10 protein-coding genes are annotated in these 11,855 nt (G+C 39.2%); 6 read left to right on the top strand and 4 right to left on the bottom strand.

Features of this window, described 5'->3' with window-relative positions:
* The first annotated feature begins 175 nt into the window (after nucleotides 1-175).
* The 5 genes from pnp to AAGC65_RS13185 all read left to right on the top strand — a co-directional run bounded on the left by pnp (nucleotide 176) and on the right by AAGC65_RS13185 (nucleotide 5,904).
* Nucleotides 176-2,311: a polyribonucleotide nucleotidyltransferase gene (pnp, locus tag AAGC65_RS13205; protein WP_343112927.1), complete on the top strand. Its 2,136-nt coding sequence runs from the start codon at nucleotides 176-178 to the stop codon at nucleotides 2,309-2,311.
* Between the two features lie 166 nt (nucleotides 2,312-2,477).
* Entirely contained in the window at nucleotides 2,478-2,750 is a 273-nt protein-coding gene (locus tag AAGC65_RS13200) for a hypothetical protein (RefSeq protein WP_343112926.1), read from the top strand.
* Nucleotides 2,751-2,929: 179 nt separating this feature from the next.
* Nucleotides 2,930-3,598, top strand: coding sequence for a ribulose-phosphate 3-epimerase (gene rpe, locus AAGC65_RS13195; protein ID WP_343112925.1), 669 nt, complete (start codon nucleotides 2,930-2,932; stop codon nucleotides 3,596-3,598).
* Between the two features lie 185 nt (nucleotides 3,599-3,783).
* Entirely contained in the window at nucleotides 3,784-4,854 is a 1,071-nt protein-coding gene (serC, locus tag AAGC65_RS13190; protein ID WP_343112924.1) for a 3-phosphoserine/phosphohydroxythreonine transaminase, read from the top strand.
* 99 nt (nucleotides 4,855-4,953) lie between these two features.
* A complete protein-coding gene (locus AAGC65_RS13185; protein ID WP_343112923.1) occupies nucleotides 4,954-5,904 on the top strand; it encodes a D-2-hydroxyacid dehydrogenase in 951 nt (316 codons plus the stop codon).
* Between the two features lie 74 nt (nucleotides 5,905-5,978).
* On the opposite strand, the gene AAGC65_RS13180 is transcribed toward AAGC65_RS13185, so the two are convergent.
* The 4 genes from AAGC65_RS13180 to AAGC65_RS13165 form a co-directional block, all read right to left on the bottom strand.
* A complete protein-coding gene (locus tag AAGC65_RS13180; RefSeq protein WP_343112922.1) occupies nucleotides 5,979-7,379 on the bottom strand; it encodes an MBL fold metallo-hydrolase in 1,401 nt (466 codons plus the stop codon).
* 192 nt (nucleotides 7,380-7,571) lie between these two features.
* Nucleotides 7,572-9,404 (bottom strand): ABC transporter transmembrane domain-containing protein, encoded by a 1,833-nt coding sequence (locus AAGC65_RS13175; protein ID WP_343112921.1) that lies wholly within the window; start codon nucleotides 9,402-9,404, stop codon nucleotides 7,572-7,574.
* Nucleotides 9,405-9,432: 28 nt separating this feature from the next.
* The gene (locus tag AAGC65_RS13170; protein ID WP_343112920.1) at nucleotides 9,433-9,969 is read right to left on the bottom strand and encodes a hypothetical protein; all 537 of its coding nucleotides are present in this window, start codon (nucleotides 9,967-9,969) and stop codon (nucleotides 9,433-9,435) included.
* A gap of 2 nt (nucleotides 9,970-9,971) precedes the next feature.
* On the bottom strand, nucleotides 9,972-10,748 hold the full coding sequence (locus AAGC65_RS13165) for an SAM-dependent chlorinase/fluorinase (RefSeq protein ID WP_343112919.1): 777 nt from the start codon (nucleotides 10,746-10,748) through the stop codon (nucleotides 9,972-9,974).
* A 102-nt stretch (nucleotides 10,749-10,850) separates the two neighbouring features.
* On the opposite strand from AAGC65_RS13165, the gene AAGC65_RS13160 reads away from it, so the two are divergent.
* Nucleotides 10,851-11,810, top strand: a complete 960-nt coding sequence (locus AAGC65_RS13160; protein ID WP_343112918.1) for a PhoH family protein — start codon at nucleotides 10,851-10,853, stop codon at nucleotides 11,808-11,810.
* Nucleotides 11,811-11,855 lie beyond the last annotated feature (45 nt).

Here is an 11,855-nt window from a genome sequence, read left to right as displayed (position 1 = left end):
GATACCGTGCTATCATCAAAGCTTTACAGCTAAGGGATATCATTAAGTAATTCTCACTTTTTTTATTTAAAAGCCATCCTAAAAGAGGATGGCTTTTTTACTTTTGCAATAAATATTTACACACATAAAACCGATGCGCTCCGAAAGATGAAAAGTGCATCAAAAACAAAAAAAGATGAGTTTAAACGTAATTAAAAAGGTTATCGATTTAGGTGACGGCCGCACCATTGAGATTGAAACCGGTAAACTGGCCAAACAAGCAGATGGTTCTGTAGTAGTAAAAATGGGCGATACCATGTTATTGGCTACTGTTGTATCATCGCCGGAAGCAAAAGAAGGAGTTGATTTTTTACCTCTTTCTGTTGATTACCAGGAAAAATACGCTGCCACCGGTCGTATACCAGGTGGTTTTTTACGCCGTGAGGCACGTTTATCAGACTATGAGGTTTTGATCTCCCGTTTGGTTGACCGCGCTTTGCGCCCAATGTTTCCGGAGGATTACCATGCCGATACACAGGTAATGATCTCTTTAATATCTGCTGATAAAGATATTATGCCTGATTGCCTTGCCGGTTTAGCGGCATCAGCAGCTTTGGCTGTTTCTGACATTCCTTTTAACGGCCCGATCTCTGAAGTTCGTGTAGCTAAAATTGATGGTCAGTTAGTAATTAACCCAACTTTAAGCCAGTTGGAAAAAGCTACCTTAGAGTTTATTGTTGCCGGTAGCGAGCATGACATCAACATGGTTGAAGGTGAATCAAAAGAGATTCAGGAAGCCGAACTTGTTGAAGCTATTAAATTTGCCCATACCGCTATTAAATTACAGTGTTTAGTTCAAAAAGAGCTTACTGCTGAAGTTGGTAAAACCGAAAAACGCGTTTACAGCCATGAAAACAGCAACGAAGATCTGAAAAAAGCTATCTACGCTGCAACTTACGATCAGGTTTATGCTATCGCTTCTTCTGCATCTGCAAAAGATGAACGTGCTGCTAAATTCAAAGAAGTTCGTGACAACTATATCGAAACTTTAGGTGAGATTGATGATGTTACTAAATTCCTTGCTAAAAAATACTATCACGATGTGGAGTATGACGCTATCCGTAACCTTGTATTAGATGAAGGCAAACGTTTAGACGGTCGTACTACTACGCAGATTCGCCCGATTTGGAGCGAAGTTGGTTATTTACCATCTGCTCACGGTTCGGCTATATTTACTCGTGGCGAAACCCAATCATTAACCACCGTTACTTTAGGCGCTAAGGATGATGAGCAAATGATTGATGGCGCGTTCATTAACGGATACCAAAAATTCCTGTTGCATTACAATTTCCCTGGTTTCTCAACCGGTGAGGTTCGTCCTAACAGAGGTGCTGGTCGTCGTGAAATTGGTCATGGTAACCTGGCTATGCGTTCATTAAAACAAGTATTGCCATCTGAGGATGAAAATCCATATACTATCCGTGTAGTATCTGATATTTTGGAATCAAATGGTTCTTCGTCAATGGCTACGGTTTGCGCCGGTACATTGGCATTGATGGATGCTGGTGTTAAAATCAAATCGCCGGTATCAGGTATCGCGATGGGATTGATCACCAATGAAATGGGTACTAAATATGCTATTCTTTCTGATATTCTTGGCGACGAGGATCACTTAGGTGATATGGACTTTAAAGTAACCGGTACTACCAATGGTATTGTTGCTGTTCAAATGGACTTAAAGATCAATGGTTTATCTTACGAAGTATTAACAAACGCTTTGAACCAGGCTAAAGATGGTCGTTTGCATATTTTAGGTGAAATGGCTAAAACCATTACTCAATCACGTGAAGATTACAAGCCACACGCTCCGCGTATTGTTACCATTAAAATTGATAAAGAATTTATTGGTGCAGTTATCGGGCCCGGTGGTAAAATTATTCAGGAAATGCAACGCGAAACAGGTGCAACCATTTCTATTGAAGAAAAAGACAACCAGGGTATCGTTCAGATCTTCGCTGATAATAAAGCATCTATCGATCAGGCTTTATCACGTATCCGTGCCATTGCTTCAAAACCAGAAGTAGGTGAGATATATGAAGGTAAAGTAAAATCAATTATGCCGTTTGGTGCATTTGTTGAAATTATGCCTGGTAAAGACGGATTATTGCATATTTCAGAAATTGATCACCGCAGGATTGAAAAAATGGACGGTATATTTGAAGTAGGCGATGAGGTGAGAGTGAAATTGCTTGATGTTGACAAACAAGGTAAATTGAAACTTTCAAGAAAAGCATTATTGCCGAAACCGGAGTCTCCAAAAGCTGAAAATTAATACATAATTTATATCAATAAAACCCTCACATCGAGGGTTTTATTGTTTAGCCTTTTTTGTTTTAAGTTTTTTTCATTTAAAGTAAAACAAAATGCCCTCAATGAACTTTATTGTAGTTAACAGATAGTTGTTAAAACCATAAAGTCCGATCCTGCTTGAAAACAAAATGACTCCTTCTACTAATGATCCTTTAGATTTTCTTAACAACAATCCGCATGGAATACAATCGGGCTCGCAAACCGATTTAGTGCAGTTGTTATTATATGAAATTATAAGGGTAAAAGAGTTAATTATATATTATGACTCCATTCCGAATGGTGGTGGACAGCTTGGCTCATCAATTTTAAATGAGCTGGTTTCCGAAGCTTACAGCTCGCTGGTAAATTATGATACGGTACTAATGAAAAAGTACTATGACCTTCTGCTTAATTGCGATTAAATCACAGATTCTCCCTTAAAATCTAAGAAGGTTTAAAAATCTTTCCATTTCATATATTTTGTTTCTCATTACAACTATGTATATCTATTAATTGCTCCAGCTTTGGTGGGACAGGTAAAAGTTTACATAAAATTTATTAACTCATTTATCAAGCAACAGTACGTTTCCTATATTTGCGTATGAACCATTTAATAGCACCATCAATTTTAGCTGCCGATTTTGGCAACCTGCAACGCGATCTGGAAATGCTTGATAAAAGCGATGCCGATTGGGTACATGTTGATATTATGGATGGAATGTTTGTACCTAATATATCATTTGGTTTCCCGGTGATGAGTGCGGCCAGAAAATATACAAGCAAACCCTTTGATGTGCATTTAATGATTGTTGACCCTGATCGTTATCTGAAAGCATTTAAGGATGCTGGTGCCGATCGTATTACTGTTCATTATGAAGCTTGCCCGCACTTACACAGAACCATACAGGCTATTAAAGAATTGGGTTGTAAAGCAGGTGTTGCCCTTAATCCGCATACACCGGTAATGCTGCTACAGGATATTATTGAAGATCTTGATCTGGTATTAATTATGTCAGTAAACCCTGGGTTCGGCGGGCAAAAGTTTATTGACAACACTTATAAAAAGCTCAAAGATCTGAAAGAGATGAGCATGAAAAAAAATCCCGGTCTGATGATTGAGGTTGACGGCGGGGTTGATCAGCATAATATTACGAAATTGGTAGATGCCGGAGCAAATGTGTTTGTTGCCGGGAGTGCAGTGTTCTCATCGGCGAATCCACCGGCTACTATATCCAACTTAAAATATCCCGAAAAGTTATTACAATCGTAATTAATACTATCAACTAAGTAGTATTAATTTAAAATTTGCAATCAAAAGGCCTTTTGTTGATTAATTGTATATTTTTTCAAAAAATATAAATAATCTCTATATATTTTGTCAAATTAATTAACTTCGGCCCAACTAAATACGAAGTTCTTAACTCGTGTATTCAGAACCTACAATTTGTTAACTATATGAAACATAATTTTGGTGCCGGACCGGGCATTTTACCTCACGAAGTTTTAAAACAAGCGGCTGAGGCGGTAATTGATTTTAATGGTACAGGATTGTCATTACTGGAAATCTCGCATCGTTCAAAAGAATTTGAAGCAGTTTTAGATGAGGCTGTTAAGTTAGTAAAGGAATTATTTGAAGTTCCTGAAGGTTATTCAGTATTGTTTTTACAAGGTGGTGCCAGCACGCAATTTGCTATGGCTCCTTATAACTTATTACCATCAACAGGTAAAGCGGCTTACCTGGAAACAGGTGTATGGGCCAACAAAGCTTTAAAAGAAGCTAAATACTTTGGTGAGGTTGAAATTGTTGCTACATCTAAAGAAAGCAACTTTACTTACATCCCTAAAGATTATACTATTCCAACTGATGCTGCATACTTCCATATCACATCAAACAATACTATTTACGGTACGCAGTTGCAGGAATTACCTACTTCGTCGCCAATACCGGTAGTATGTGATATGTCGTCAGATATATTCAGTCGTAAAGTTAACGTTGCCGATTTTGGTTTGATCTATGCCGGCGCTCAAAAAAATATGGGTCCTGCCGGTGTAACCCTGGTAATAGTTAAAGACGACATTTTAGGCAAGGTTGATCGTAAGATCCCTGCCATGTTTAACTATCAAACACAAATTGAAGGTGGTTCTATGTACAATACGCCTCCTTGTTTTGCTATATATGTATCAATGCTTACTCTACGCTGGTTAAAGGCTAAAGGGGGTGTTGAGGCGATAGAGCAGGAAAACATTACCAAGGCAAGAGTATTGTATGATGAGATTGACCGTAACCCACTGTTTAAAGCAGTAGCTGTGCCTGAAGATCGCTCAAATATGAATGTTTGCTTCGTGATGGAAAATCCTGATCTGGAAAAAGCATTCTTGAAATTGTGCGATGAAAGAGGAATAGTAGGCGTAAAAGGCCACAGAAGTGTTGGTGGTTTCAGAGCATCAATTTACAATGCATTGCCAATAACCAGCATATACGTGTTGATTGATGCAATGCAGGAATTTGCTGAAAAGAATAAATAATTTATAAGGTTCATTAGTTCACTTGTTCAATGGTTCATTAGTATTTAATGAAGCAGACAAATAAACTAATGAACCAATGAACCAATGACTTTTAAAACGATGATCAAAATATTAGCTAACGATGGTATAGATCCAATTGGCAAGAAGCTTTTGGAAGATGCCGGATTTTTTGTTGATACTAACAATATTCCGCAGGATGAATTACCTGCAAAATTGCAAAACTACGACGCTATAACTGTTCGTAGCGCGACTAAAGTGCGTAAAGCCCTGATTGATGCTACTCCTAATCTTAAAGTGATTGGCCGTGGCGGTGTTGGTATGGATAATATCGACGTAGAATACGCACGTGAAAAAGGTTTAAGCGTTTATAATACTCCTGCTTCTTCTTCATTATCAGTTGCCGAATTGGTATTTGCAAGCTTATTTGGTTCTGTACGTTTCTTGCATGACAGCAACCGCAAAATGCCGGTTGAAGGTGCTGCAAAATTCAACGACCTGAAAAAAGCTTACGCTAAAGGGATTGAGTTACGTGGTAAAACTTTAGGTATTGTAGGCTTTGGTCGTATTGGCCGCGAGGTAGCTAAAATTGCTATCGGCGTAGGTATGGACGTTTTGGCTTATGATCTTTTTGAATTTAATCCTGAGCTTGAAATTGTTTTAGGTGGTGGAACTACTGTAAAAGTAGCTGTAAAAACTGCTACGTTAAATGAGGTGATCAAACAATCTGATTTTATCACATTGCATACTCCGTTCATTGACAAAGCTCTTTTAGGTGCCGAAGAATTAGCCCAGACTAAAAAAGGTGTTGGTTTGGTAAATATTTCACGTGGTGGTTTAATTGATGAATTAGCCCTGATTGATGCCTTAAACAGCGGACAGGTTTCATTTGCTGCACTGGATGTTTTTGACAACGAGCCAACTCCTCGTGAAGAAATATTAAAACACCCTAAAATTTCCTTAACCCCGCATATTGGCGCTGCCACTAATGAGGCTCAGGAACGTATAGGAGTGGAGCTTGCTAATTTGATCATTGATCATTTTAAGAAATAAGCAACATTTAACCGTATAACAGAAAGGCCCGAATCAATTGATTCGGGCCTTTCTGTTTAAAGCTTCATACGTATCTATAAGTTATAAGCTATGTCTTTTTCAGGTATTGTAACCGGGTAGCCATTATCTTCCAGGTCAGCCGCAAGTGCCTGCATCGAAGCATCTTCACCATGTACCAGGAATACATTTTTTAATATCGATTTATCCTGCTGTTTTACGTTCTCCATCAGGTCAGCATGATCTCCGTGAGCACTCAGTACGTCAGTTTGTTTAATAGTGGCATAAACGGCCAGTTCACGGTCTTTTATATGCACAATAGAATCTCCCCTGAGTAAACGGTGACCGAGTGTACCTTTAGCGCAATAGCCTATAAACAGAATGGTGCAGTAATAATTCTGAATGTTATAAAATAGGTGATCCTGTATACGGCCACCCTCCAGCATGCCTGCCGAGGAAATGATGATGCAAGGCTCGTAGTAATTCGAGATCTGCCGACTATCTTTCAGGTTTTCTACATAAGTAAGGTTATCAAACTCAAACTCGTCGCCTTTATCTTTGTAAAAATCCTGGGCGTCCTGGTTTACCAGGCTATGGTATTTTCTAAAAATACCAGTGGCCATTGTTGCCATAGGGCTATCTACAAATACCTTGACAGGTGGCAGCAGACCTTCACTGAATATTTTATTTAAGGAGTAAACCAATGATTGAGTACGGCCGATACTAAAAGCAGGGATAATTAAACGCCCTTGTTCTTTTACGCAGCACTTGTCAATTACCTCAATGAGTGTTTGCTCCACAGATTTATCTTTAGAGTGGTAGCGGCCTCCATAAGTAGATTCAGAGACAAGATAGTTAACCGGAGGCAGTGTTTGAGGATCATTTAAAACTGGATAGTTTTTGCGGCCAATATCGCCCGTAAAGGCTATTGATTTTTCCTCGCCGTTTTCGGTTATCTTTAATATAGCAGCAGCGGCACCAAGTAGGTGACCTACCGGAATAAATGTAAGCTCAATGTTTCCGTTGATACGGAATGGCCTGTTGAAGCCAATGGTAACAAAACGATCAACAGCATCCATCACATGCTTTTGCAGATATAAAGGTTGTACCCCGCCACCCGAATTGAATTTGCCCTTGCCACGCCGCTTGTTGCCTTTATTGGCTTTGTTCATGAATATGCTAACCGAATCAAGCAATAATAATTCGGTAAGGTCGGCAGTAGGTGGGGTGCAAAGGATCTGACCGTTAAAGCCAAGTCTGATCAGCGTAGGCAAATTACCTGAATGATCAATATGGGCATGAGTAAGTATCACTACATCAATATCCTCAGGCCTGAACGGGAAATTTTCATTGTCCTGAATGCTGCGGTCCTTCTCATAATCTAACCCGCAATCCACTAAAATCTTATATCGGTCAACCTCCAGCAAATGCATGCTACCGGTTACCTGGCGGGCTGCCCCGTGTATGGTTAATTTCATTCCTTACGTTGTACGCTCCTTAAGTTGTACGTGTTACGTATTATGTTGTACGTTAATTGATACCTCAGCTTGTTGGGCGTTATTTATAATGCTTTTACGATGGTAATATAATGATTTGGACAATGCCATTTTAACTAAATACATTTAATGAGTAATGTATTTAGCCCCGAACCAGTATATTAAAGATAAAGACTAACTATTTTGTGCATCAAACTGCAATTGGTTCAAATAACGGTAAAGTCCTTGTTCATTGCTAATAAGCTCCGTGTGATTACCGCATTCAATGATCTCGCCTTTTTCCAATACAATGATCTTATCAGCTTCACGAATGGTTGAAAGTCGGTGTGCTATAATGATTGATGTACGATCTTTCATCAGCTCTTCCAACGCTTCCTGAACCAGCCTTTCCGACTCTGAATCAAGCGATGAGGTAGCCTCATCCAGTATTAATATAGAAGGGTTTTTTAACAAAGCTCTGGCAATGGCTATACGCTGGCGCTGACCACCTGAAAGTTTCACGCCGCGTTCGCCAACAACCGTTTCGTAGGCTTCAGGAAAGGAACTGATAAACTGGTGGGCATTAGCACGTTTGGCTGCCTGTATGATATCTTCTTTTGAAGCGTTGAGCCTGCCGTAAGCAATATTTTCTAATATGGTTCCGCCAAAAAGCATCACATCCTGAGGTACAATAGCTACCTGGTTGCGAATGTCGGTAATAGAGAAATCAGATGCCGGACGACCATCAAATTTTATGGTACCGTTCTGGGGATGATAAAATTGTAATATCAGCGATGCCATAGTTGATTTACCTGAGCCGCTTGGCCCCACAATGGCTACACGTTGTCCGGCGTCGGCGTCAAATGAAATACCCTTTAAAATGGTTAGTTCCGAACGGGAAGGATAAGCAAATACTACATTCTCAAAAGCCAAATCGCCTTTAATTTGCTGGGTTATCTGATTATTGGTTTCTATCATGGAGATATCCTCACCGTTTTCAGCCAATATTTCTAATACCCTTTCACTGGCACCTACTGCTTTTTGTAAGTTAGCATAAAGGTCGGGGAAAGTACCCATAGCAGCACCCACAAATATGGAGTACATGATAAAAGTGGTTAAATCGCCTACTAAAATTTCATGGTGGCTCACCAATACCGAACCATACCAAATTACACCCACAAAAGTACCGAACAGGCAAAACACGATAAATGATGCAAATATTCCACGGAATTTGGCACCTTTTACGGCTATATTTACTACGGCCCGTAAAATTTTATCATAACGGGTTGCTTCGTATGCTTCGTTAACAAAAGCCTTTACGTTGGCAATACCCTGCAGGGTTTCTTCAATAATGGTATTTGATTCGGCCAGTTTATCCTGCGCCTCGCGCGAAAGTTTGCGAATGAACCTTCCAAAAAATACGGCAAATGCTACCAGGAAAGGTAATATAGCCAATAAAGCCAATGTCAACTTTATAGATACTACAGCCAGTAAAATAACGCTGCCTACCATGATCACTAACTGTCTGATGATCTCGGCAAAAGTGGTTGTTAAGGTATCCTGTATTTGCGACAAATCAGCTGATATACGACTGTTTAATTCACCAACACGACGGTTGGCAAAAAAGTTCATGGGTAGGGTGATCAGCTTGAAATAAGTATCGCGCCTGATATCAGCAAGTGATTTTTCGGCAACTTGCACAAACCAAACTACCCTGAAAAATGATACAAATGCCTGTCCGAATAAGAGTAAAAAGCCCGCAAGGGCAATAGCGTTTAGGCTGTGCGGCAAATAACTGTTGGGATATTTGCCCTGGGCAGCATCAATAAGAGCTCCTAATATTTTGGGAAACGCAAGGCCAACCAGGCTTGAGATAAACAAAAATATCAAACCGGCAATAAATTTACCGCTGTAAGGTTTAATGTAATTAAGCAGTTTGCGGATGTTTTGTAAACTCTGCTTGTTTATTTTTGCTTTAGGTAATTCTGCTTCAGCTTTAGCGCCACTATTCAGTCGTCCTCTTGCCATTTATACTTTTATAGTTAAGGGCGCAAAATTACACCTTAACTTTGCTTTTTCTGCTAATTAGAAATAAAATTGACGCAAACATGAAAACGATCACCCAAATAAATATGCGTCGGGTGCTTTGATTTTGTTCGGTAGCTTTTTGCGCTTCGGCCTTTAATAGCTCATTTTGATGCCTCAGTTTATTGATAACGCTCATATAACCAAGGTTTATGCTTTCGGCCTCTTTAGTATGACTTTGGATTTGCCTTTGTTGAAAAGCCCGGTATTCAAGCAGTATTTTAAGCTCCTTATAAATTTTATCATCGGTTTTAACAATGTCCATCAAAATATCATTTGAGCGACGAATGTCATTTTTGGTTTGCAGCCCAAATATGCCGGTATGATCATTTAGGCTTTGCTCATACTGGCCAAACCTCAATTTGCGGGTATCCAGCATGCTGTTTATTTTTTTGCGCTGTAATTGATAAGCTATGGAATCGGCGCTTACCTGCGCGTTTGTTTGAGCATGCAGCACATCGGTAATTAAGAAACAAACTAAGCTAAGCAATAAGAATTTTTTCATCATATTTATTGAAACTCGATGATCACCTTGTCGTTAAGGTTTAAACCTAACAAGCCACTCGCGTTACCTTTGTTTATGGCTATTTCAAGGTGATCACTAATGCCAAACAAACAAAGTTTTTCGCCCACCGGTACCTCGTTATAATGCCAGCTCAGGTGATTAATGGTTTCGTTACGTTTAAAGTTGAGTACAAAACGGCGACCCTGTTGTACACTGTTAAAAAATTCTTTAGTGATATTGGTGATCACATTCTGGAACGAATCGATATATATAACCACGCCTTTGATCAGGTTTTTTTCAATAACGGGCTGTAAGTTCATTTTGTTTTCAATGTCCTGTACCGGCAGGCCTATCTCACTTAGCTTACCTCCCTGGGCCAGATGGCAGGCTGCTTTAACAAAAATATCAGCCAGGGGGAAGTGCAGAAACTTCAGATCCTGCATGATATTGATCTCTACAATTTCTTCAGGTTCAATATCAAACATCAGCGAAAAAATTCCATTATCGGCACCAACAAAATAATGTTTTTTGTATCTTACAGCAAGGTATTTCGTATGGTCATTATAAACGGTATCAATGCCAATTAGATGTACGGTATCTTCAGGAAAATAATAAAAGCTGTTCTTTAAAATAAAAGCGGCCTGTTGCACATTAAAAGCGGCAACGCTGTTGGTAATATCAACAATATTAACTGTAGGCAACAATTTATAAATGCTGCCTTTAAGTGCAGCCTGGTAAATATCTTTGTCGCCTAAGTCAGTAGTTAATGTTATTATTGCCATTAATTTTATAAATATTTATTGCTAATCTTGTAGTAGCATTTGAAGCTACAAATATTCAATTTTTAATTCATAAAAATCTGTAACTAAAAAATCAAATTAGTATTGAACGAACTAAAGTTATCAATTGAAAATGTAAATCCGGCAGTATTGTGGGGGCCTAATAATGATCATTTTGAGATCATTAAGAAACAATACCCTAAGCTTAAAATAGTTGCACGTGGCAGCGAAGTTAAAATTCTGGGTGATGATCACGAACTCAATATTTTTCAGGAAAAGTTCGATCATCTGCTACAACATGTAGAGAAATACGAAAACCTGAACATTACAGACCTTGAGCGTATACTTGGATCGAAGGCTTCAACTACATCATCAACAGACCAGACAACTGATAAGTTTGCCAGTGGAGAGGTGATAGTTTTTGGGCCGAATGGCGTTATGGTGAAAGCACGTACTGCCAACCAGCGCAAAATGGTTGACAGTATTAACAAAAGCGATATACTTTTTGCCATTGGCCCCGCAGGTACAGGTAAAACATATACAGCAGTAGCTTTAGCGGTACGAGCCTTGAAAAACAAGGAAATCAAGCGTATCATTTTAACCAGACCAGCAGTAGAGGCAGGGGAGAACCTTGGGTTTTTACCGGGCGACTTGAAAGAGAAAATAGATCCATATCTGAGGCCGTTATATGATGCGCTTGATGATATGATCCCTGCCGAAAAGTTAAAGTTTTATTTGGAAAACCGTACCATCGAGATAGCGCCGCTTGCATTTATGCGTGGCCGTACACTTGATAACTGTTTTGTGATATTAGATGAGGCCCAAAATGCTACCGATATGCAGTTGAAAATGTTTTTGACGCGTATGGGGCCATCAGCTAAGTTTATAGTTACAGGTGATGTTACTCAGATAGATTTGCCTAAAAAACAACAGTCGGGATTACATACCGCTCTGCGCATATTAACCGATATTAAAGGCATAGAGATAGTTTACCTGAGTGGGGAAGACGTAGTAAGGCACAAACTGGTACGTAAAATACTGGAAGCTTACGGAGATATACAATAGGTTTTTAGTATCAGGTAGTTAGTATCAAGTATCAAGAATGTGATG

Source organism: Mucilaginibacter sp., from assembly GCF_039207105.1.
Classification (GTDB): domain Bacteria; phylum Bacteroidota; class Bacteroidia; order Sphingobacteriales; family Sphingobacteriaceae; genus Mucilaginibacter.
This window is presented reverse-complemented; position numbering and strand designations above follow the sequence as displayed.

What these genes read in the sequence shown, in the direction of transcription:
- pnp (WP_343112927.1), top strand. Translation starts at nt 176, where the DNA reads ATGAGTTTAAACGTAATTAAAAAGGTTATCGATTTAGGTGACGGCCGC.
- AAGC65_RS13200 (WP_343112926.1), top strand. Translation starts at nt 2,478, where the DNA reads ATGACTCCTTCTACTAATGATCCTTTAGATTTTCTTAACAACAATCCG.
- rpe (WP_343112925.1), top strand. Translation starts at nt 2,930, where the DNA reads ATGAACCATTTAATAGCACCATCAATTTTAGCTGCCGATTTTGGCAAC.
- serC (WP_343112924.1), top strand. Translation starts at nt 3,784, where the DNA reads ATGAAACATAATTTTGGTGCCGGACCGGGCATTTTACCTCACGAAGTT.
- AAGC65_RS13185 (WP_343112923.1), top strand. Translation starts at nt 4,954, where the DNA reads ATGATCAAAATATTAGCTAACGATGGTATAGATCCAATTGGCAAGAAG.
- AAGC65_RS13180 (WP_343112922.1), bottom strand. Translation starts at nt 7,379, where the DNA reads ATGAAATTAACCATACACGGGGCAGCCCGCCAGGTAACCGGTAGCATG.
- AAGC65_RS13175 (WP_343112921.1), bottom strand. Translation starts at nt 9,404, where the DNA reads ATGGCAAGAGGACGACTGAATAGTGGCGCTAAAGCTGAAGCAGAATTA.
- AAGC65_RS13170 (WP_343112920.1), bottom strand. Translation starts at nt 9,969, where the DNA reads ATGATGAAAAAATTCTTATTGCTTAGCTTAGTTTGTTTCTTAATTACC.
- AAGC65_RS13165 (WP_343112919.1), bottom strand. Translation starts at nt 10,748, where the DNA reads ATGGCAATAATAACATTAACTACTGACTTAGGCGACAAAGATATTTAC.